Genomic DNA, 21,265 nt, shown 5'->3' on the forward strand with positions numbered 1-21,265 from the left:
GCGCGAGTCACCGTTATATTTCAAGGATGGCCAGCAGTTGGAACACACTCGGCAAGCAGCTCGGCGTGATCGCCAAGGAGCAGGGCCCGAAGATCGTGCGCAAGCAGGGACCGCGGCTGCTGGAGAAGCTGGTGGGGGCACTGGCGACCAAGCCCGGACCGGCCGTCGCCGTGCGCCCGACCGCGTCCACGCCCGTCCCCACCGCCCACCGTGCCCGGCAGATCGTCTACTGCCCGCAACTGGACGGGCGCGCCGATCCCGGGGAGATCGTGTGGACCTGGGTGCCCTTCGAGGAGGACCCGACCAACGGCAAGGACCGGCCGGTCCTGGTGGTCGGGCGCGACCGCAAGACCCTGCTGGGCCTGATGCTGTCGTCGAAACCCGAACGCGCGCACGACCGTAACTGGGTCGGCATCGGCTCGGGCCCGTGGGACAACGCGGGCCGGGCCAGCTGGGTGCGGCTGGACCGGGTGCTCGACGTGCCCGAGGACGGCATCCGGCGCGAGGGCGCGATCGTCGAGCGCAAGACCTTCGACCTGGTCGCGCACCGGTTGGTCGCCGAATACAGCTGGAGCTGACCGGAGTACGGCCTAGCTGTGCGGGTCGCGCGAGCGCCCGAAGACCAGGCCGTACACCAGCGCTCCCAATGCGCCACCGATCAGCGGGAACACGACGAACGCCCACACCTGCGCCATCGCGCCGTCCTGGTACGGCGCGACCGCGAGGCTGCGCGCCGGGTTGACCGAGGTGTTGTCGATCGGCAGCGAGACCAGGTAGATCACCGTGAGCGTGACACCGATCGAGAGCCCCGCCAGCGGCACGTCGGAGATCTGGTCGGTGGAGGCCAGCACCACGAACACCAGCAGCGCGGTCAGCATCACCTCGATGATGATGGTGGCCGCCAGGCCGTACCCGTTCTGAAGAACCACCTCGCCCAGCGGGCCGGTCAGCGCCGAGGGGCTGTGCGCGCCCCAGCCGTTGGCGCCGAGCCCGTCGACGGCCCGGTCGTAGGAGGGCAGGTTCTTGGCGAGCGCGAACAGCACGAGTCCCGCCAGGAAGGCGCCGATCAGCTGGGCGATCACGTACCCGGCCGCGCCGACCGCGCTGATCCGGCCGAGCAGTAACTGGCCGAGGGTGACCGCCGGGTTCACGTGGCAGCCCGAGATCGGCCCGATCGCGTACACCAGGAACAGCAGCGTGAGCCCGAACGCGAAGGCGACGCCCAACGCGCCGACCCGATCACCGGCGAGCACCAGCGTGCCGAGACCACAGATCACGAGGATGAAGGTGCCGAGCGCTTCGGCGGCCCACTTCTTCGGCTCGGAGACGGCATCGGGTTCGACGAGTTCCTGCGCAGTGGGCATCGGCCGCGACCTCTTCCGGGAGGAGTGATCCCCGCCGACGAGCGGGGTCCGCACGAGCGAACGCGACATTACGCCAGGCGGGTGACCTCCACAACGACTTCGAGGTCTGTCGAGCCACCGCCGGAGAAAACACCTTTCAACGGCGGAACATCCGCGTAATCACGGCCGACGCCGACGGATACGTGCTGTTCGTTGACGGCCAGATTGTTGGTCGGGTCGTAGCCCCACCACTGCCCCGTCCACGCCTCGATCCAGGCGTGCGACTGCCCTGCCACCGTCTCACCGATCCCGGCGCTCGGCTTGGGATGCAGATAGCCCGAGACGTAGCGGCTGGGAATTCCCATGCTGCGCAACAACACCAGCGTCAGGTGCGCGTAGTCCTGGCAGACCCCGCGCCGCTCGGCGAAGGCCTGCAGCGCGGAGGTGTGCACCGAGGTCGTGCCCGCGATGTAGTCCATCTCCTTGTGCACCCACTCGGCCGCGCGCACCACCGCCTTGGCCGGCGGCTCGCCGCGCGAGAGCTGGCGGGCCACCGTCGCGAGCTTGCGATCGCGCGGCACATAGGCGGTGGGACTGAGCATTTCGTCGAACCGGTCGACGACCGGCCCGGCCCGCAACTCCTCCCAGGTCAGTTCCTCGGTCGGCTCGGAGAACGGTTCGGTCTCCACCACCGAGGACCCGGTCACCTCGAGTTCGGTGTGCGGCGCGTGCAGGTCGAAGGCGGTGACCGCGGTGCCCCAGTAGTCGGTGTAGCGGTAGGCCCTGGTGGCGGGCACGGTCTCGACGCGATTGAGGATCACGTTCTGTCTGCTGTCCGCGCGCGGGGTGAGTCTGGCCTCGTTGAACGATCGCGTCACCGGCGCGTCGTAGACATACCCGGTGGTGTGCACCACCCTGATCCGCCAGCTCACAGCTCTCCCTCCACCTGCACGCGACCGTCCTGGCTGCTGCGCACATCGGTCCACGCCACCCAGGGGGCGGCGTGGAAGTACTGACGTGACACGGCTTCACTGACCTCGCGGCAGCACTTCTGCAGCGCGAGCAATCGGTTCTGCAGGTCTTCCAGCAACACTCCCGGCGGCAGGAACTCGAGTTCGCTGCGCGCCCGGCCGAGCACCCGCTGCGCCTCGTGCCGCGCGCCTACCCGGCTGCCCGGCCGCTGGTCCAGTTCGGTCAGGCAGGCCTCGGCCACCCGCAGGGTGTGGAACACCGAACGGGGGAACAACCGGTCGATCAGGATGAACTCCGCGACCCTGGCCGCGTCCAGCGCGCCACGATGGGTGCGCAGGTAGGTGTCGTGCGCGCCCGCCGAGCGCAGCACCGTCACCCAGGCGGGCGAGGAGGTGCGGTCACCGGCGCGCGAGAGCAACAGGCGCACCATCATGTCGATGCGCTCGATGGACCGGCCCAGCAGCAGGAAGCGGTAGCCGTCGTCGCGGCTCAGGGTCGAGTCGGTCAGGCCGGTGAACATCGCCGCGCGGTCCTTGACGTAGGAGAAGAACTCGTGCGGTCCGAGCCCGCGCGCGGCGCGTTCGGCCGTCGCGAGCCCGTTGTAGGTGGCGTTGATGCACTCCCACATCTCACTGGAGGTGACTTCGCGGGCGCCACGGGCGTTTTCGCGCGCCTTGGCGATGGAGTCGCTGATCGAGACGCCGTGGTCGTGGCTGAAGGCGACCAGATCGGTCACCGACCAGACGTCGAGGCGCAGTCCCTCGGGCGGTTCGATGCCGAGCACCTTGAGCAGCACGCGGGAGGTTCGGTCGGCGTCGACGGTGGCGTCTTCGAGCAGTTGGTGCACGGCCACGTCCAGGATGCGCGCGGTGTCGTCGGCGCGCTCGACGTATCGGCCGATCCAGTAGAGGGATTCGGCGTTTCGAGCAAGCATGTGTGTTATTCCCCGATCAGCCGCTGCGTCTGTTGTTGTTGCTGCTGTTGCTGATTGGCCTGCGGTGCGCTGAGCTCGCGGCCGATCTCGAACGAATCGGCCTGCGGCGGATCGCTCACCAGTTCCGGTCCGGCCAGTTCCCGTTCGGCCGTGCCCGAGCGTCCGGCCAGCACCCAGGTGTCCTTGCTGCCGCCGCCCTGGCTGGAGTTCACCACCAGCGAGCCTTCCGGCAGCGCGACCCTGGTCAGTCCGCCGGGCAGCACCCAGATGTCCTCGCCGTCGTTGACCGCGAACGGGCGCAGGTCCACGTGCCGCGGCGCGAGATCGTTGCCGATCTTGGTCGGCACCGTCGAGAGCTGCACCACCGGCTGCGCGATCCAGCCCCGCGGATCGGCCTTGACCTTGCGTTTGATCGCCTCCAGCTCGCGCGGGCTCGCGTCGGGACCGATGACGATGCCGTAGCCGCCGGACCCCTCGACCGGCTTGATCACCAGTTCCCCGACCCGGTCGAGCACTTCCTCGCGTTCCTCGTCGAGCCAGCAGCGGAAGGTGTCGACATTCGGCAGGATCGGCTTCTCGCCCAGGTAGTACTCGATGATCGTCGGCACATAGGTGTAGATGAGCTTGTCGTCGCCGACGCCGTTGCCGATCGCGCTGGAGATGACGACATTGCCCGCGCGGGCGGCATTGAGCACCCCGGCGACGCCGAGCACCGAGTCGGGACGGAAGTGCATGGGGTCGAGGAAGGTGTCGTCGATGCGGCGGTAGATCACGTCGACCTGGCGCTCGCCCGCCGTCGTGCGCATGTAGACGACATTGTCGCGGCAGAACAGGTCGCGGCCCTCGACCAGCTCCACACCCATCTGCCTGGCCAGCAGCGAGTGTTCGAAGTAGGCGGAGTTGTGCACGCCGGGCGTGAGCACGACCACGGTCGGGTCGGCCTCGTTCGGGGCGGCCGAGGCACGCAGGGCGCGTAACAGATGCCCCGGGTAGTCACCGACCGCGCGCACCCGGTGCGAGGAGAACAGGTCGGGGAAGACCCTGGCCATGGTGCGCCGGTTCTCCATCACATAGGAGACCCCCGACGGCGAGCGCAGGTTGTCCTCGAGCACGCGGAAGTCACCGCGTTCGTCACGCACCAGGTCGATGCCGGAGACGTGGATGCGCACCCCGTTGGGCGGGACGAGTCCGGCGGCCTCGCGATGGAAGTGTTCACACGAGGTGACCAGCCGCTTGGGGATCACCTGGTCGCGCAGGATGTTCTGCTCGCCGTAGACGTCGGCCAGGAACAGCTCCAGCGCGGTGACCCGCTGTTTGATCCCGCGTTCGAGCTTGGCCCACTCGGCGGCCGCGATCACCCGTGGCACCAGATCCAGCGGGAACGGGCGTTCCTGGCCCGACAGCGAGAAGGTGATGCCCTGGTCGATGAACGCGCGGTCCAGGGCGTCGGAGCGTTTGGCCAGGTCGTCGACGTCGTTGGCCGCCATCGCGGCGTGGATGCCCTTGTAGGGCGCCCTGACCTTGCCCGAGGCGTCGAACATCTCGTCGAAGGCGTCGGCGAAGCGGCCGGGGCCGTATCCCTCGAACAGGCCGGTGTGCGTGGTTGCCGGGTGCCCGTTCGTTCTCACCAACGCCGGTGATGCAGATCGAGCCGTACTCGGCGCAGTGGTGGAGGTCATGAGAAAAACTGTGCATCACCCGGCAGCAGGGTCGTGTGAGACACAGGTAAATTTCTTGCATCACCTGAAACGGGTGAAATCGGCGGCGGCCGCGGGCGAAGGGCGGTGGGCGGTCGAGGGCCGATTTCGCCGGGGGGTGCCGAGCTGGTAACCTCGATCTTCGGCGCGGTGTTACCCGTAGTTCAGCACCATCTGCTGCATCGTGGGCGCGCGCCCAACGAGCTTTCAAGGCAAACCACCCAGCGACAGGAAACCAGAGGATACAGGCGTGGCCAACATCAAGTCCCAGATGAAGCGGATCCGTACCAACGAGGCGGCGCGCAAGCGCAACCAGTCGGTCAAGTCCGCGCTGCGCACCGCGATCCGCACCTTCCGCGAAGCCGCCGCTGCCGGTGACAAGGAAAAGGCTGCCGCGCAGCTGCAGTTCGCGAGCCGCAAGCTCGACAAGGCCGCTTCCAAGGGCGTCATCCACGCCAACCAGGCGGCCAACAAGAAGTCGGCGCTCGCGCTGGCCCTGAACAAGATCTGAATCAGTACCCCGTAGTACGCAGCCGCCGTGGCCTCGATGACCACGGCGGCTTTTGTCGTCGGCTACCATTCCGCGCATGTTGACGGTGTACGCGAATCAGACGGTGGTACGAGGCGATGACCTGGCCGAGGTGATCCGCGCGGCGGAGATCCTCGGGATCGGTATCAAGATCGAGAACGTGATGGTCCCCGACGAGGACGGTGGATACACCGCCGCGTGGATCATCACCCGTGAGGACGAGGTCCCGCTCTACGACGAGTGGGAGGGCCGCTACGAGGACCTCGAGGAAGACGAGGAGCAGCTGGCCGTCGTCGGCGAGTGAGTCCGGTCAGTTCACACAGCGGATCTCGCCCGAGGTGATGTCGCTGCGGACCGGTGTGCCCGCGTCGGGCGTGCCCGATACCGGCGGGGTCGTGCTGGTCCGCCAGGCGCCGGTCGTCTGTTCGGTCGACCAGGCCGCCGGTGGTTCGGTGCGGCGCACGCTCGCTCGCGTCGTCGACGAGGCCCGGACCGGCATCCCGAACGCGGCGGCGATCTCCCGGCGGATCGCGGCGCGGTCGACGATGTTGACGTCCTGCCCGTTGATCACGTCGTAGCGGACCACCGGCAGGGTGCGGAATTCGACCTCCGGATCGTCCGCGCTGCCGAGCGTGCGGACGAACTCGGTCATGTTCCAGCCATCCGACAGCACGATGTTGCGGTGCGCCACGGTCATCAGCGCCGAGAGCTTGCCGGGATCGGTCAGGGTGCCCGCGCTGTGCAGCTGCCGGGCCACCGAGGTCAGGAAGGCCTGCTGGCGATGGGTCCGATCCAGATCGCCGTTCTCCAGGCCGTGCCGCTGCCGGACGAAGGCCAGTGACTGCGCCGGATTCAGGTGCTGACGCCCCGCCGGGAAGTCGGCGCCGGAGTACTCCGTGTCGCGCACCGGATTGTTCAGGCACACCTCCACCCCGCCGAGCGCGGCGGCCAGATCGTAGAAGCCCGCGAGGGTGACCTCGGCGAACCGGTCGATCGGCACGCCCGTCAGATCACGCACCGCGGCCACGGTCGAGGCACGGCCCGCCTCGCGCCCCGCCTGCTCGAGTTCGCGCTGGTCGGTGACGCCGCGTGCGATCAGCTGATCCTGCACGGCGGCCTTCTTCAACCCGTAGGTCTCCTTGATCTTGGCGTGGGTGTAGCCGGGGATGCCGGTGACCGGAACGTAGTTGTCACGCGGGATCGACACCGCGACGATCTTGTCCATCGCGGCCGGAATGTGCACCAGGATCAAGGTATTGGCGTTGTATCCGCCCTCGTCCCCGTCCCCCGCGTGCAGCTGGTCGAGCACCTCCTTCGGCAACTCGTTCCCGTCCTGGTCGCGCCGGGTGTCCAGGCCGATCAGCAGCACGTTCAGATCCCCACCGAGCGAATGCGGCGCGTCCTCCCCCAGCGCGTACGACCGCAGAAATCCCGCGTCGAAACTGCCCGCCGTGGACCACCCGTACGCGGTGACCACCACCACCGCCGCCGACAACACCGCCGCCACAACCTTGACCACCCGCCCGGCGACCTGCCCCGCCGACCCCCGAGCGCGTCGACCGCGCCCGTGCTCCCCGTTCCGGCTATCGATCGACTCGTCCATGTCATGATCAACTCTGCCAGCTGCGATAGCGAACACACATCGCGATTCGATCCCGATTCCATGGCGACCCGGTGTGTCGGGCCAGCGGTCAGCGTGGACGGGTGCCGAGGTCCTGAGAAACGCGCAGCAGATAGCCGTCCGGATCCTGCACCGCGAACTGGCGGACGCCGAGGATGTCGGTGGCCCGTGGATACCAGCGTTCTTCGAGCGGCAGGTAGAGCTCGGCGCCGGTCGCGGTGATCGCTGTGTGGAGAGCGTCGACATCGTCCACGTCGATGGTGAGGTTGATGCCTCGGCCGTAGGGGTGGGTCAGCGGGGCGCGCGGGTAGAGCCGGTCGTGCTCGGTCGGCTGTTCGAGCATGAGGGCGGCGCCGTCTCGTTCGAGGTAGGCGAAGCGTTCGGTGGGACGCTCGTAGCCGATGCGGAATCCGAGCAGCTGGTAGAAGGCGATGCCGGCTCGGAGGTCGGTGCAGATGAGTTCGGGGATCAGGCGGGGCACGTCGTCACTGTGGGTGGTTCCGGTGTCGGCGGCAAGCGGTTTCTCGGTGGCGGGTCTCGGTCAGCCTGCGGCGCGGAGGTCGAGGATGCGGGAGAGGGCGTGTTCCACGGCGTAGGTGGCGTCGGCGGCGCCGCCCTTGACGTCGGCGTTGAGGGTGGCGACGACCTGGAGGGCGGTGCCGATGGTGGCGGGGTTCCAGCCGCGGGCCTGGGCCTGGGCCTTCTTCACCTTCCAGGGCGGCATGCCGAGTTGCTGGGCGAGTTTGAAGGGGTCACCGCGGCCTGCCGAGCCGACGCGAGCGATCGTGTGCACGGAATCGGCGAGGGCATCGGCCAGCAGGACGTGTGGGACACCGCGGTCGGTGGCCCAGCGCAGGGCTTCCATGGCCGCCGGGCGGTCGCCGGCGACGGCGAGTTCGGCGACGTCGAATCCGGTGACCTCGGCGCGGCCGGAGTAGTAGCGGCGCACCGCGTTCGCGTCGACCTTGCCACCGGTGTCGGCCACCAACTGTGAACAGGCCGCGGCCAGCTCACGCAGTTCGGAACCGACGGATTCGAGCAGGACCTGGACCACCTCGGTCGATGCCTTGACCCCGGCCGCGCGGAACTCGGCGCGCACGAATTCCGCCCGCTCCGCGCCCTTGCCGAGTTTTGCGCAGTCGTGCACGACGGCACCCCGCTTCTGCAGCGCGGGCGCCAACGCCTTGGCCCGGCCACCACCCGAATGCAGCACCACCAGCACCACACCATCGGGCGGGTCCGCCGCCGCCTCGGTGATCACCGCCACCGCGTCCTTGCCCGCCTCCGCGGCCGACTCGAGCACGATCACCCGATCCTCGGCGAACAACGAGGGGCTCAGCAGTTCCGCCAGCTCGGCAGTACTCGCGTCCCCGGCACGCAACCGGTCCACCGGCACCGATTCCGGATCGGGCGCACCCGCCCGCACTTCCGCGGTCACCCGCGCCACCGCACGCTCGACCAGCAACTCCTCGTCACCGAGAACCAGATGCACCGCAGGGCGTTCGCTCACGAGCCGATCCTACGTAGGACCCCCGACAGCAGACGGACGGCATACGACTCGCCGCGGGACGTTCGATCGGGTCGGCAGCCTCGGCCACGCGCTCGGGCATGCAGAGTGTCCGGGCGCGGGCGGCCGTGATCAGGGCACGGCAAGTGAGTGGCCGAACTTCGCACGGTGGCCCGGTGGCGACGACCCGGGAGCAGGGCGACGGCATGCGGGCAGGGTCAGGCGGGCACTGTGAAGGCACGATGGCACGGTCAAGCAGGCATGGCGAGGCACGCGGGCACAGCGACGACAGCTTGGGCCAGCGAGTAGGGCATCGACGGGTCAGGTTCGGCATGACGAGGTCAGTCAGCACAGCGAGTTCGGGCGACACAGCGAGGTCAGTCGGCACAGCGAGGTCAGTCGGCACAGCGAGGTCAGTCGGCACAGCGAGTTCGGGCGACACAGCGAGTTCGGGCGGCACAGCGAGTTCGGGCGGCGCGGTGAGTTCGGGCGGCGCGGTGAGTTGGGGTGCGGCGGCGGGTGGTGACGGTTCGTAGGTTGGCGGGGTCGCCGAGGACGATGGTGTCGCCGTCGCGGTCGGTGCGGGCGATGGTCGCGCCCAGGTCGGTGAGGGTGGTGGTGATGGTGGGGTGGGGGTGGCCGAAAGTGTTGTCGGTGCCCGCGCTGATGAGGGCGAGGCGGGGGTGGACGGCGCGGAGGAAATCCGGGGTGGTGGTTCGGGATCCGTGATGGGGGACCTTGAGGATGTCGGCTCGGACGTCGTTGGTGCGCAGCAGGCTGGTTTGGGCGCCGGCCTCGATGTCGCCGGTGAACAGGATGGTGCCGATCGGGGTGCTGGCCTTCAGAACCAGAGAGCGATCGTTGGCTTCATCCTGCGGCAAGGTCGACGGCACGATCCTGCTCGGCGAGAGAACCGTCAGTTCCACTGCGCCGAAGGGGATCACATGCCCCGCGTGGAGCTCGAGCAGTGGAATGCGCGCCGCGCGAGCCAGCGCAGTCACCCGCTCGATTCCGCCGGAGTCACCGGCGTGCCCGTCCCGGTCGCGATGGGCGGCAGCAACTTCGGCGCCCTGGCCTGACCGGTCACCCGCCGAAGACGGAGAACACAAGGCCGCCATTCCCGCCGAAGACACCGCCGGCCCATCCGACGTAAGCGGACCACCCGACGTCAGCGGTCCACCCGACGTCAGCGGACCACCCGACGTCAGCGGACCATCCGGCAACGGCGGACCATCCGGTGACAGCGGACCATCCGACGACAGCGGACCATCCGACGACAGCGGACCATCCGACGTAAACGGACCATCCGGGGGCAGCGCTCCGGACGGACCGGGCGGGGGCCGATGGCCTGGTCCTGCGGGCCCGGCGGCAGCGGAGGGTGCCGGGGACGGACTCTCGGCCGAGTCGACCGGAACGACACCCGGTTGGCGGGGCGAGGCCGCCTGGCCGTCTCTCTGCGCGCCCGTGGGGCAACTGCGGTCGTCCGCCGAGCGCAGTTCACCCGGTGCGGTGCCGATCGCGTCGACGGTACGCCCGTGGATCGCGCCGGACAGTCCGGCGATGTGGTCGGCATGGGGGTGGGTGAGCACGAGCAGCGAGATGCGGGTGATCCGCAGGCGGTCCAGGCAGTGGCGCATGCGGCGCGGATCGGGACCGGTGTCGACGACGACTGCGGCGCCGGAGCCGACCGACAGTGCCAGCCCGTCACCTTGCCCGACGTCGCACATCGCCAGGACCCACCCGTCCGGCGGCCAGCCAGGTTGGAACAGCCGCACCGGCACCAGCACCACCGCCATCCCCAACACACCGACAGCGAGCAGTCTGCGTGTCCGCGACCAGCGCAGCGCGGCCACGACACCGATGACGATCACGGCGGCGACCAACCCCGCGGTGACACCCGAGCCCACCGACACCGTGGCCCCCGGCACCGCCGCGGCACTGTCGGCCACCCCGAGCAACCACCACAGTGGCGGACGCGCGCACCACAGCACCCACACCGCGGCCCCACCCCACAGGCAGGCCACGACCGCACCCACCGCCCCGATCACCGTGATCAGCCCGACCACCGGCGCGACGAGCGCGTTCGCGGCGACGGCCACCAGACTCACCCGTCCCGACAGCGCCACCATCAGCGGTAGCGTCACGACGAAGGCACCCGCCGCCACCGCGATGATCTCCGCCGGTGCCCGCCACCACCCGCGCGCCCGCAACCAGTCCGCCCAACTCGGGGCGAGCAGGATCAACCCCGCCGTGGCGATGACCGAGAGCGCGAATCCAGCGCTCACCGCCAATTGCGGTGCCACGGCGAGCAATCCGATCACCGCAGCGCACAGCGCGGGTAACGCCTGTTTACGGCGACCGGTGAGCAGCGCCAGCACCGTCACCGAACCCATCGCCGCCGCACGCAGCACACTGGGATCGGGCCGAGCGACAACAACGAACAACACCACCGCCCCGGCCGCCGCACCGGCACTGATCCGCGGCCCCGCCGTGACGAGCCGGGCCAGGGCGAGCAACGCGGTCAACAGGATCGTGAAGTTCGCGCCACTTACCACGCAAAGATGTTGCAGGCCTGCTATTTCGAATGCGTCGCGCACCTCGTCCGACAGTGCCGAGGTGTCGCCGACGACCAATGCGGGCAGCAATCCCGCCGCGGCGGGCGGTAGCGCTTGCGCCGCCGCATCCGCCAGATCCGCGCGCACGGACGTGGCCCATCGCTGCCACCAGGGCGGGTCACCGATCCGTTCGAAGTCCGCGCCCGCCTGCAAGGTGGCGATCGTCAGGTCCGCTCGATTCGGTTCGCTCACCTTGCCCCGGAAGCGGATCACCTGACCGGGTGACAGCTCGGCCCAACCGGCTCCCTCGGCGAGCACGACGATCGCACCGCCGGCATGCGTCCGCATCGTGCCGCCGCCGAATTCGCGCAGACCCGCGTGCACGATCCACCGTCGCTGGCCACCGAAAGCGCTGGTGCGCATCGGCTTCGCATCATCGGTGACCACCGCGACCACGGTCACCGACCGCCCGAACGACTCCCGCAGCGGATGCGTCTGCACATGGTGTTCCCGCCACGCGCCTGCCACGCCGAAACCCGCGGCGAGCACCATGGTCGCCAGCCCGGTGACGGCAACGACCCGCCACCGCTCCCGTCGGTGCGCCATCGCCCACAGCAGCACCACCCACAGCCCGATCGCCACCCCGACGGCGCCGACCGCGAGCAGCAGACCCGCGAACCAACCGAGCGTCACCGCGGCGATCGTCGCCAGCCAGCACCCGAGCGCGGCGGGCAGCAGCCGCATGTCGAGTACCTGCCACTCCGGCTCCGCCGCCACCACCTCCCCACGCGTCGCCGCCCTCATCCGCGCGTCACGTCGTCACACCCGAATCCCCACACCCCCACTGCACAGTTCGGCTGCACCACCGCGAACTGGAGCCCGCGGTGCCGACCAACCTGTGCGACCCCGCGGCGAGCACCGACCATCGCCTGTGGATCGACCAGCTGATCCTTGCGACCGCCCGCTATCGCCCTCAGATCGACCAGCCCGCTCGCACTGCCGACGGTGCACGGAAGGACCGGGGGGTTCACGTGGTCACCCGCGTCGCCGATCGCTCCCGGATCATCCGGCTCGGCCGGATGATTCACGTCGTCACCAGGTCGCGCAGTCGTGCCAGGCGGGCGGGACCGATGCCGTCGACCTCGCCGAGTTGGGCGACATCGGTGAAACGACCGTTGGTGGTGCGCCAGGCCAGAATCGCCTTGGCCGTCACCGGACCCACGCCCGGCAGTGCGTCGAGTTCGGCCTCGGTCGCCGTGTTCAGATCGACGCGTGAGGTTCCGGTCGAAGACGTTGCGCCGGTGGAGCCGGTGGCTTTGGGCCCGGTGCCCGGCGCGCGGTCGGCGGCGCCGATCATGACGCTGCCCAGCACCGGTGGTCCCGAGTTGGGTCCGGTCGCGCCGACGACGACCTGGTCTCCGTCGGACAGGCGCTGGGCCAGGTTCAGCCCGGCCAGGTCGGCACCCTCGCGGACGCCGCCCGCCATCTCGATGGCATCGGCGACGCGCGAGCCACCCGGCAAACGGTGCAGGCCGACTCGCTCGACCAACCCCACCACGCTGACGACGACCTCCGCGCTCGCACTCGGCGCCAGACCGGCCACCGCCGCCACCTCGACGGCGGGCTCGGGCCGCACAGTAGTGCTCTCGGCCCGCACCGAAGGGACCGGCGGGACCGATTGCGCCATCGGCTGATCGCGCATGACCATCACCCCGGTCACCAGCACCGCGACCACACCGACCAGGCCCAGCACCAACGCACCCTTGTGTCCCGGATCGAGCCGGGCTTGCCGAAAACGCTCGGGCACGAAACGATTCCGCCGGTCGGCGCGGCCGTCGTCGAGCCAGCCCGGGGTACGCACCTCCCCCGGCGGCCCGGACGACGGGGCGAGTTCCTCGTCATCCCAATGACTGCGGTCGCCGGTACGCGAATCGGCTGTGGCCGCGCCGATTCCGGGACCGCTCCGCGTTCCACCGCTGCGCCGTGGCCGCTCGCTGACCGCCAGGCCGCCCAGCCGCTGCCGTACCCGCTCGTGTTCCTCGTGTCGTGACATGGCAGCGACGCTACGACGCCACCATCCGGTGAATCCGGCGCCGACCAGGGGCGATAACCAACCTGTGGATAACTTCGAACCTGTGGACAACTCGGCGAAAAACGGCCTCGGCCAAGAGATCCACGCGGTCCGAGTGAATACGGTGCGCTCATGGCCGATTCGCAGTACGCATGGTTCCATGCAGCTCGCACAACGATTCCGCGACTTCGCACACCGCGAAGCTCGCGGCAACTCCCCGCTCTACCACCAGCGGGCGCTCGACATCGCCGAGGATCCGGCGGTGCTGGCATTGATCACCGAATTGCCCACAGACAAACAGCAACCCAACCTGGTCCTGGCCGCCGCACGAGTACACGGAGAAGTCTCGCTGTCCTACCCGGAATTCCGCGACCACCTGATCGAGCACTGGGCGGCCATCGCGGCGACGGCGCTGGCCCGGCGAACGCAGACCAACGAAGCGGGCCGAGCCGCGACACTGCTCCCGGTGTTGGCCCGTCTGCCCGGTCCCCTGTCGCTCATCGAGGTGGGCGCCTCGGCCGGACTGTGTCTGTACCCGGACCGCTACAGCTATCGATACGACGGCTCGGCGCTGGATCCGTCCGATGGGCGGTCACCCGTGGTGTTGCCGTGCGCCACAACCGGTCCGGTCCCGATTCCGACCCGGCTGCCTCGCGTCGTGCATCGGGCCGGCATCGATCTGAACCCGCTCGACCCGAGCGATGCCGACGACCGGGAGTGGCTGGCCGCCCTGGTCTGGCCGGGTCAGGACGAGCGAGCTGCCCGCCTGCGTGCGGCGTGCGCGATCGCGGCGGCGGAACCACCGCACCTGGTGCCGGGCGATCTGAACGAGCGGGTCGCCGAACTGGTGCACGCGGCGCCGCCCGACAGCACGGTGGTCGTCTTCCACAGCGCAGTGCTGAACTACCTTCCCGCGCAGGCACGGGCGGAGTTCCGGACCACGGTGCGCGACCTCCCCTGCCACTGGGTCTCGCAGGAGGGCCCTGGCGTCCTGCCCGGCCTCGTCGACCGGTTGCCCGCACGGGGTCCGGACACGGCGCGATTGGTGCTCGCGATCGACGAGGTACCGCTGGCTTTCGCCGGGCCGCACGGTCAGTCCCTGGACTGGTTCGGCCAGGCGTAGAAGCGAAGGCCTCAGATCCGGCGCATCACCGAGACGACCTTGCCCAGGATGACAGCCTCGTCGCCATCGATCACGGAGTAGGCAGGGTTGCGCGGTTCGAGTTGTACGTGGCCGTTGCGCCGCCGGTACACCTTGACCGTGGCCTCCTCGCCGATCATGGCGGCGACGATGTCACCGGAGGTCGCCTCGTGCTGGCTGCGCACGACGACGAGGTCGCCGTCGCAGATCGCGGCGTCGATCATCGAGTCACCGCGCACCCGGAGACCGAAGACCTCACCGCGGCCGACCAGTTCCCGCGGCAGCGTGAGGACGTCGTCGGCGTGCTGTTCGGCCAGGATCGGAGTGCCCGCGGCGATGTCACCGACCACGGGCACGGAGACCGAGGACTCCGGCGACGCACCCGGTGCACCGCGCAGGAACAGGCGTACGTCGATGGGCCGGGTCATCGACGCACCTCGGCGCAGGAAACCGTCTTCCTCCAACGCCTTCAGATGTTTGGAGACCGTGGACGTGGAGCGCAGGCCCACCGCGTCGGCGATCTCCCGCGCGCTCGGCGGATAGCCGTTGGCGAGCACCGAATCCCTGATCACGGCGAGGATGTGTTGCCTGCGCGAAGGCAGGTGCGCGGTGTCGGGATGGTCGAAGTCGTCGTATCCGGTCATCGGGGCATCGTAGAGGCCCTTGTGCTCAGGCCCTCAGCCCAGGTTCCTGGCGAAGCAGTTCGACTTGGGCAGCACGTGATACGGCGCGAACAGCGGAATCCGGTGGTAGCCGCTGCGCTCGTAGAAACGCACGGCGTCGGGCTGCAGATGCCCGGTCTGCAGGATCATCCTCGGCAGACCCGCCGCACGGACGGCGTCCTCGGCCGCACGCAGCAGCGCGGTCGCGGTCCCGGAGCCACGGTAGGCGGGCCGGACGAACATCCGCTTGAGTTCCAGTTCGCCGTCGTTCCAGCGCAGCGCGGCATGGCCCGCGGGCTCGGAGTCACCGTAGGCCACGAAGGTCCGGTGCACGGTCTCCGTATCGACGGCGTTGGGGGCGAGACCGCGCCCGGCGAGATCGAGATAGGCGTAGCGCGGTCCGACTTCGGCGGCCATCTCCGCGCGCAAGGTCTCGGCGTCCGGATTGTCCCAGTCGACGGTGTGCACGCGCACCGGAAGCGGAGTCGGTCGAGTCGTGGAGCCTGCCATGGTTCCTACGGTAGACAGCGGGTCGGGCAGGTCGGACCGGTTGTCCTCACCGCGATTCTGAAGCGGCACCCCTCAGGAGCACCCGCCGGGCAGTACGGCCACACCCAGTGCGCCGACGCCGAGGTGCACGCCCAGTGTCGGGCCGAATTCGCCGACATGGAGTTCGGTCACCTCGGGCAGCTGCTCGCGAAGTTGCTCGGCGATGGTCTCGGCGGCGTCGGGCGCACCCAGATGCTGGATGCCGAGGGCGGCGCCGTCGCGACCCGCGGCGTCCACCGCGGCGGCGACGAGTTTGGTGTAGGCCCGCGAGCGGGTGCGGACCTTCTCCCGCAGCTCGAGTTTGCCCTCCACCAGGTGCAGCAGCGGCTTGGTGACCAGTTCGCTGCCGAAGAAGGCGGCGGCGCTGCTCAGCCTGCCGCCCTTGCGCAGCTGTTCGGTGCGGTTGACCAGGATGAAGGTGCGCGCCCGGGCGGCGGCCGCCACCGCGCACTCGTAGACCGCGTCCAGCGCCTCACCGGCGCGCGCCCGGCGCGCGGCCGCGAGCACCGGCAGTCCGGTCGCCAAGCCCGCGCCGAGCGAATCGACCAGGCGCACCCGGTCTTCGGCGCCCATGTCGCGCACCGCCTGTCTGCCCGACTCCCACGTCGCCGACAGCGTGCGCGACAGGTGCACGGCAACGACGCCATCGCCGCCGCTGTGGGTCAGCGCACGTTCGTAGGCTTCGCGCAGTTCACCCGGCGAGGCCGCCGAGGTCGTGACGGAGTCGGCCGCGTAGTCGATCTCGACGGGATCGAGACCCTCCCGGATCTCCCGGTCGCCGACCAGCACGTGCAACGGCACCACTTCGACACCGAGTTCGGCGACGAGGTCATCGGAGAGCCCGGACGCCGAATCGGTGACCACCACAACGGTCACGGACTACCGGACCTCCTGCAGCGCCTTGGTCATCGCCGTCGCGACGGCGGCGTGCCCGGCCCAGCCCCAGTGGATCCCGTCCGGGTTCGCCGAACCCGACTCGATGTCATCGCGTACGGCGGCGCCGAGATCGACCAGCGGGACCGACGTCTTGCCCGACCAGGCCTGCAGCGCCTTGACCGCACGCGCCCTGCCCCGGTGCACCCGGCCATAGGCATCGCACTTGTGCACCGACGGCAACACCGCCACCACCGGCAGCTCTGGACGCAGGTGCGCCAGTGCTTCACGCGACTGCTCCAGGTAGTCCACACTCACCCTGGGCGGAAGAGCAACGGGCCGACCGAGTTTCGACAGCTTCGGCTGCAGCCAGTTGTAGGACGCGCGCACACCGCGGCGCAGCCGCGGCGGGCGGATGTAGCGAATCAGTTCCCGCAGGGCGGTGGGCAGCGGCGAGGGCAGGGTGTCCATCCCGCCGACAGCGAAGACCACGGCGCCGGCGCGCGGTACGGCGGCCCACACGCGGGGATCACCGATCAGCGCCCAGTAGGCGTCCCGACAGGTCCAGCCGATCCGGGCGATCAGCTCGACATCCCAATCCAGTTCGGCGGCCACCATGTTCGGCCAGATCCGCGGATCATCCGCGGGCAGCCCACCCTTGGGCCCGTAGTAGGCGAGCGAATCGGCGATCACCAGCAACACCGGCCGCGGCGAGGCGGATTCGACCGGCCGTTCGGCGGCATCCTCTTGAACCAGCACGGAATCCGCAACGGCCAGCGAATCACCTTGCGGCACAGCGTGTGCCGTCACAGAACCAACGTCAACCGGCTCGGCGACAACCGAACCCACAGCCACGGCAGTGGCCGTATCGACGTCAGAAGACGCGACGGGAGTTCCGGCGCCCGCCGATCCGTCCGTCACCGGCGCACTGGCAGCGGTGGCACTGGACTCAGCAGAAGTTTCGAGCACAGCAGCGCGAGTATCGGCAGTGAAGTCGGCAGCCACCGCGGTAGCAGCTGTGTCTGCCGACGCAAGACCGCCCGTCGCGAGACCGTCCGTTTCAGCGGCGGCAAGGTCAGCTACTGCCGGTCCGCCACTGACCGCCACGGTGGGGACGGACGTTGCGGATTCACTGGCGGCAGAAGCGGTACCGGACGCGGTTGAGGCATCGGCCACCGAGAGATCGGTGGACTCGGCGGCAGTCGGGGCCGTGGCCGTGTGCACGGCGCTGGTGACCGGCGCGGAGTCGGCAGTGGTGGAGTCGGTTTCGACGATGCCGTCGGCATCAGCGGTCGACGACTCGCCGGGCGCCGAAGCCGGATCGGCCAGGCGTGGTTCGGTCGAAGCAGCCGAAGCGCTTGTGCCCACGGCGGATCCGGCAACCGTGCTCGTGCCGGAGGGAGCCGTTCGGCCGGGATCGGCACTACCGGGAGCAGCAGCCGCCACATCGGTCGTGCTCGCAGTCGTCCGGTCGGAATCCGCTGTCACGCCTGCGGATTCCGCATCATCAGATGCGTCCTTGGCACCGGCAACACGATCTTCGCCCAGTGCGGCGATCTCCGTGACAGCGCGATCCGTGTCCCGCACAGCGGAACTCGACGCGGTGTCGGCGATGGCCACCGTGGCGTCGGTTTCGGACGGAGGAGGTTCTTCGGCTTCCTTGATCACCGAATCGTCTGTCGCCGTATCGGACTCATCGGCGGCTGTCGTCTCGGGCTCGACCGGGGCCGGGGGTGGGCCGAACAGGGCATCGGGCAGCGATCGGGTGCTGCGCGCGGTGACCTGCTGGAAGAGTTCGTCCGGTACCGAACGGATCGGCTCCTCACGCTCGGGGCGTGCGGGCCGAGCGGGTGGCGGGCCGAACAGGGCGTCCGGCAATTGCCGTCCGGCCTTGGCCGTCACCTGCTGGAACAGTTCGTCCGGTACCGATCGGACGGGCTCTTCAGAGGACATCGGGAGCTACCTTCGCCGCTGCGTTCCAAACATCGAGGCGCCAGCCGGGTCGGTCGATGTCAGGGCCGTGGCTGGACAGCTGCACCCAGCTCGTGTTGGCCAGTCCACCCAGGACGGGCCAGTTCTCCGGAGGCAGTTCCAGCAACGCGGCCGTGAGAGCTGCGATCAGCCCGCCGTGCGCCACCAGGATGATAGTCCGACCGGGCCAATCCTGCCGCTCGTTGTACAGTTCGCGCACCACGGGCAGCGACCGCGCGCCGACTTCGAGTTTGCTCTCCCCGCCGGGTGGTGTGTAGGTGGCGTCGAGCCGCCACTGCACCCGAGCGCCGGGGTAGTCGGCATCCACCTCGAGATGGGTCAGGCCCTCCCAGTCGCCCAGGCTGGTCTCGCGTAGTCGCGGGTCGGTGACGATCGGCAGATCACTGATGTCGCCGAGCGCCTGCGCGGTCTCCTTGGCGCGACGCAGATCGGAGGCGTGTACCGCGATGGCATTGCGCGAAACGAGTTCGCGCGCCGCCTCTTTGGCCTGCTGCCTGCCGAGCTCGGTCAGGTCGGTATCGATCTGGCCCTGCATCCGGTCGGCCGCGTTCCACTCGGTCTGCCCGTGCCGCAGCAGGATCAGCGTGCGCACATGGGCGTACTTGCTCACTCGCTGCTGTCCTCTGCCCGCGCGTCGTCGTCGGCGGCCGGAGCCGTGGGAGCGGCGATGCCCTCGACCGGCACCGTCGGGCAGTCACGCCACAGCCGCTCGAGCGCGTAGAAATTGCGCTCGTCGTTGTGCTGGATGTGCACGACGATGTCGACGTAGTCGAGCAGCGCCCAGCGGCCCTCGCGGGTACCCTCGCGACGGACCGGCTTGTGCCCGGCCTCGCGCAGCTTCTCCTCGACGCTGTCGACGATCGCGTTGACCTGGCGCTCGTTGGGCGCCGACGCGATCACGAAGCAGTCGGTGATCACCAACTGCTCGGAGACGTCGAGGACGACGACGTCGGTGGCGAGCTTGTCGTCGGCCGCGAGTGCGGCGACCTTGGCCATGTCGATTGCTTCGGCGGAAGCGCTCATGCCGCCTCCTCCTGACAGGTCAGAACCTCGCTCGTGTCGCTCAACGTCATGCACCTTCCGTTCCTGCGGGCACATACAGGTGCCGCTTCGATATGTACTGCACCACGCCATCAGGGACGAGGTACCAGACGGGCCGCCCCTCCGCGGCGCGGCGACGGCATTCACTCGACGAGATGGCCAGCGCGGGGATCTCGACCATCGTCACGGCATCGGCGGGAAGGTCCCGCAGATGTTCCTCGAGATGGTCGGTGTTCAGCTCGTACCCCGGTCGGCTCACCCCGACGAACTTCGCCAGTTCGAACAGTTCGGTCCAATCCTGCCATGTCAGGATGTTGGCCAGCGCGTCCGCACCGGTGATGAAGTACAGCTCGGCGTCGGGATGCGCGCTCTGCATCTCGCGCAGGGTGTCGACCGTGTAGGTGACCTTGTTGCGTTCGATGTCGGCCCGGCTGACCGAGAACCGCGGATTGGACGCGGTCGCGATGACCGTCATCAGGTACCGGTCCTCGGCGGGGCTGACCTGCTTGTTCACCTTCTGCCACGGTTGCCCGGTGGGGACGAAGATGACCTCGTCGAGCTCGAACCGGTTCGCGACCTCGCTCGCCGCGACCAGGTGGCCGTGGTGAACCGGGTCGAAGGTGCCGCCCATCACGCCGAGCTTGCGACGCGGCCGAGCTGTCTCGTGCATGAGGACCGAGCTTAATGGGACTCCCACCACACGAGCGGATCGGCGTACAGCGGGGCCTCTTCCTGCTCGCCCACGCCCGAGGCCTGTTCGCACATCTGGGTGTACTGGCCGCGGGTGCGGTCCAGCTCCTCGACGAGGTGAGCGGCGGGGTCGGCGGTGACCCTGTGGTCCAGTTCGGCGAGCAGGGCCTCGATGGTGACCCACCACCGCCCGCTGACCTGGTTCGGCTCCCCGCGCAGCTGCAGCCAGGCGGCCGCGCGCAGGCACTGGGCCCGCGGCACGATCTTGTCCTGGTCACCCCACAGGTCCGCGGCGAGCAGGTAGCCGCTCAGCGCCTCGGCTTCCTGTCCGCAGCATTCCCGGGTCACGGCCGCCGACCACACCAGGTCGGCGTGGCGGTGCCGGTCGGCCGACGATCCGGCGAGCAGTCGCGCCGCTTCGGTGAACTGCCAGGCGGCCTGGCGGTAGCGGCCGAGCCGGATCAGTGATTCGGCGAACTCGGCTCGGACCTGTGCGAGCTCGGGGGGCGGGTAGCCGATGTCGGCGTTGAGCAGGGGCCGGTCGAGCGCGGCCACCGCCTCGGCGTGCCTGCCCAGCCGGTGCCAGGCGCGGCCGGCGACCACCGTGAGGTGCACCGAGTCGGCCTCCGAGATCGGCTGCCAACACTCGGCGGCGGTGGCCGCGGCCCGTGCCACGTCCCGGTCACGGCCGGGCTGCGCGGCGACCGCGGTGACGAGCTGGGTGTGCAGGACCGCGAGTTCCCGGCCACCCAGCTCACCGCCCCCGACGACCAGCGCCCGGCGCAACTGCTCCTCGGCCGCGGCGGGCGCGTCGATCAGCCGCAAGGCCGCGAGCTCGGCCAGCCTGCGCGCCGCCCGCGCACCCGAGCCCGAACAGGGACAACCGCTCGCACTCGCCTCAGCGCAACCGGACGCCACAGCCTCGCCCGGCAGTGGGCCGCCGACATGGTCGCAGCCCAGCCCGGTGGTGGGACCGGCGTCGGCGGACTCGGGTGCGGTGCGGGGAGTCTCGTCGTCGAACAGGCCGGTCACCGGGCAGACCGTGCCCACCGTGCGATCGTGTGTACGGTCTCGTCGTCGCGAACACC

Annotated in this window: 21 protein-coding genes; 4 read left to right on the top strand and 17 right to left on the bottom strand. The window is 69.5% G+C overall.

Annotation, left to right across the window (positions count from 1 at the left end; all coding sequences use genetic code 11):
- The first annotated feature begins 26 nt into the window (after positions 1–26).
- On the top strand, positions 27–578 hold the full coding sequence (locus tag ACFVVM_RS25115) for a type II toxin-antitoxin system PemK/MazF family toxin (protein ID WP_387622788.1): 552 nt from the start codon (positions 27–29) through the stop codon (positions 576–578).
- 12 nt (positions 579–590) lie between these two features.
- On the opposite strand, the gene ACFVVM_RS25120 is transcribed toward ACFVVM_RS25115, so the two are convergent.
- From ACFVVM_RS25120 to ACFVVM_RS25135, 4 genes are all read right to left on the bottom strand, one after another.
- Positions 591–1,364 carry an aquaporin gene (locus ACFVVM_RS25120; RefSeq protein WP_387622790.1) on the bottom strand — a complete coding sequence of 258 codons (774 nt, stop codon included), beginning with the start codon at positions 1,362–1,364 and terminating at the stop codon, positions 591–593.
- A gap of 68 nt (positions 1,365–1,432) precedes the next feature.
- Positions 1,433–2,275, bottom strand: coding sequence for a transglutaminase domain-containing protein (locus ACFVVM_RS25125; RefSeq protein ID WP_387622792.1), 843 nt, complete (start codon positions 2,273–2,275; stop codon positions 1,433–1,435).
- A complete protein-coding gene (locus ACFVVM_RS25130; protein ID WP_387622795.1) occupies positions 2,272–3,249 on the bottom strand; it encodes an alpha-E domain-containing protein in 978 nt (325 codons plus the stop codon). The genes ACFVVM_RS25125 and ACFVVM_RS25130 overlap by 4 nt, the downstream gene beginning before the upstream one ends.
- A gap of 5 nt (positions 3,250–3,254) precedes the next feature.
- Positions 3,255–4,790: a circularly permuted type 2 ATP-grasp protein gene (locus ACFVVM_RS25135; protein WP_387623484.1), complete on the bottom strand. Its 1,536-nt coding sequence runs from the start codon at positions 4,788–4,790 to the stop codon at positions 3,255–3,257.
- Positions 4,791–5,196: 406 nt separating this feature from the next.
- Here ACFVVM_RS25135 and rpsT point away from each other — a divergent pair, with 406 nt between their 5' ends.
- Together rpsT and ACFVVM_RS25145 are read left to right on the top strand one after the other, a co-directional pair.
- Positions 5,197–5,457, top strand: coding sequence for a 30S ribosomal protein S20 (gene rpsT / locus ACFVVM_RS25140; protein ID WP_387622797.1), 261 nt, complete (start codon positions 5,197–5,199; stop codon positions 5,455–5,457).
- Between the two features lie 76 nt (positions 5,458–5,533).
- Entirely contained in the window at positions 5,534–5,779 is a 246-nt protein-coding gene (locus ACFVVM_RS25145) for a hypothetical protein (protein WP_387622799.1), read from the top strand.
- Positions 5,780–5,785: 6 nt separating this feature from the next.
- On the opposite strand, the gene ACFVVM_RS25150 is transcribed toward ACFVVM_RS25145, so the two are convergent.
- The 5 genes from ACFVVM_RS25150 to ACFVVM_RS25170 form a co-directional block, all read right to left on the bottom strand.
- A complete protein-coding gene (locus ACFVVM_RS25150) occupies positions 5,786–6,994 on the bottom strand; it encodes an LCP family protein (protein WP_387622802.1) in 1,209 nt (402 codons plus the stop codon).
- A 172-nt stretch (positions 6,995–7,166) separates the two neighbouring features.
- The gene (locus tag ACFVVM_RS25155; RefSeq protein ID WP_387622805.1) at positions 7,167–7,577 is read right to left on the bottom strand and encodes a bleomycin resistance protein; all 411 of its coding nucleotides are present in this window, start codon (positions 7,575–7,577) and stop codon (positions 7,167–7,169) included.
- Between the two features lie 60 nt (positions 7,578–7,637).
- Positions 7,638–8,606 (bottom strand): DNA polymerase III subunit delta, encoded by a 969-nt coding sequence (gene holA / locus ACFVVM_RS25160; protein ID WP_387622806.1) that lies wholly within the window; start codon positions 8,604–8,606, stop codon positions 7,638–7,640.
- A gap of 410 nt (positions 8,607–9,016) precedes the next feature.
- Positions 9,017–11,962 carry a ComEC/Rec2 family competence protein gene (locus ACFVVM_RS25165; protein ID WP_387622808.1) on the bottom strand — a complete coding sequence of 982 codons (2,946 nt, stop codon included), beginning with the start codon at positions 11,960–11,962 and terminating at the stop codon, positions 9,017–9,019.
- A gap of 280 nt (positions 11,963–12,242) precedes the next feature.
- A complete protein-coding gene (locus tag ACFVVM_RS25170) occupies positions 12,243–13,211 on the bottom strand; it encodes a ComEA family DNA-binding protein (protein ID WP_387622810.1) in 969 nt (322 codons plus the stop codon).
- 178 nt (positions 13,212–13,389) lie between these two features.
- Here ACFVVM_RS25170 and ACFVVM_RS25175 point away from each other — a divergent pair, with 178 nt between their 5' ends.
- Positions 13,390–14,352 carry a DUF2332 domain-containing protein gene (locus ACFVVM_RS25175; protein WP_387622813.1) on the top strand — a complete coding sequence of 321 codons (963 nt, stop codon included), beginning with the start codon at positions 13,390–13,392 and terminating at the stop codon, positions 14,350–14,352.
- An 11-nt stretch (positions 14,353–14,363) separates the two neighbouring features.
- Here the strand turns inward: ACFVVM_RS25175 and lexA are convergent, their stop codons facing one another.
- From lexA to ACFVVM_RS25215, 8 genes are all read right to left on the bottom strand, one after another.
- Positions 14,364–15,014, bottom strand: coding sequence for a transcriptional repressor LexA (gene lexA, locus ACFVVM_RS25180; RefSeq protein WP_387622816.1), 651 nt, complete (start codon positions 15,012–15,014; stop codon positions 14,364–14,366).
- A 33-nt stretch (positions 15,015–15,047) separates the two neighbouring features.
- Positions 15,048–15,542 carry a GNAT family N-acetyltransferase gene (locus tag ACFVVM_RS25185; protein WP_387622819.1) on the bottom strand — a complete coding sequence of 165 codons (495 nt, stop codon included), beginning with the start codon at positions 15,540–15,542 and terminating at the stop codon, positions 15,048–15,050.
- Positions 15,543–15,614: 72 nt separating this feature from the next.
- Positions 15,615–16,457, bottom strand: coding sequence for a DegV family protein (locus tag ACFVVM_RS25190; RefSeq protein ID WP_387622822.1), 843 nt, complete (start codon positions 16,455–16,457; stop codon positions 15,615–15,617).
- Between the two features lie 3 nt (positions 16,458–16,460).
- Entirely contained in the window at positions 16,461–18,407 is a 1,947-nt protein-coding gene (gene octT, locus ACFVVM_RS25195; protein ID WP_387622824.1) for a diglucosylglycerate octanoyltransferase, read from the bottom strand.
- The gene (locus ACFVVM_RS25200; protein WP_071926911.1) at positions 18,397–19,056 is read right to left on the bottom strand and encodes a histidine phosphatase family protein; all 660 of its coding nucleotides are present in this window, start codon (positions 19,054–19,056) and stop codon (positions 18,397–18,399) included. Before ACFVVM_RS25200 ends, octT begins: the two co-directional genes overlap by 11 nt.
- Positions 19,053–19,469: a ribosome silencing factor gene (gene rsfS, locus ACFVVM_RS25205; protein ID WP_387622827.1), complete on the bottom strand. Its 417-nt coding sequence runs from the start codon at positions 19,467–19,469 to the stop codon at positions 19,053–19,055. The genes ACFVVM_RS25200 and rsfS overlap by 4 nt, the downstream gene beginning before the upstream one ends.
- 46 nt (positions 19,470–19,515) lie before the next feature.
- The gene (nadD, locus tag ACFVVM_RS25210; RefSeq protein ID WP_387622830.1) at positions 19,516–20,157 is read right to left on the bottom strand and encodes a nicotinate-nucleotide adenylyltransferase; all 642 of its coding nucleotides are present in this window, start codon (positions 20,155–20,157) and stop codon (positions 19,516–19,518) included.
- A gap of 11 nt (positions 20,158–20,168) precedes the next feature.
- Positions 20,169–21,227 carry a hypothetical protein gene (locus tag ACFVVM_RS25215; protein WP_387622833.1) on the bottom strand — a complete coding sequence of 353 codons (1,059 nt, stop codon included), beginning with the start codon at positions 21,225–21,227 and terminating at the stop codon, positions 20,169–20,171.
- Positions 21,228–21,265: the final 38 nt, after the last annotated feature.

Origin of the sequence: Nocardia sp. NPDC058176, from assembly GCF_042883805.1 — a bacterium.
In the GTDB taxonomy this organism is placed as follows: domain Bacteria; phylum Actinomycetota; class Actinomycetes; order Mycobacteriales; family Mycobacteriaceae; genus Nocardia.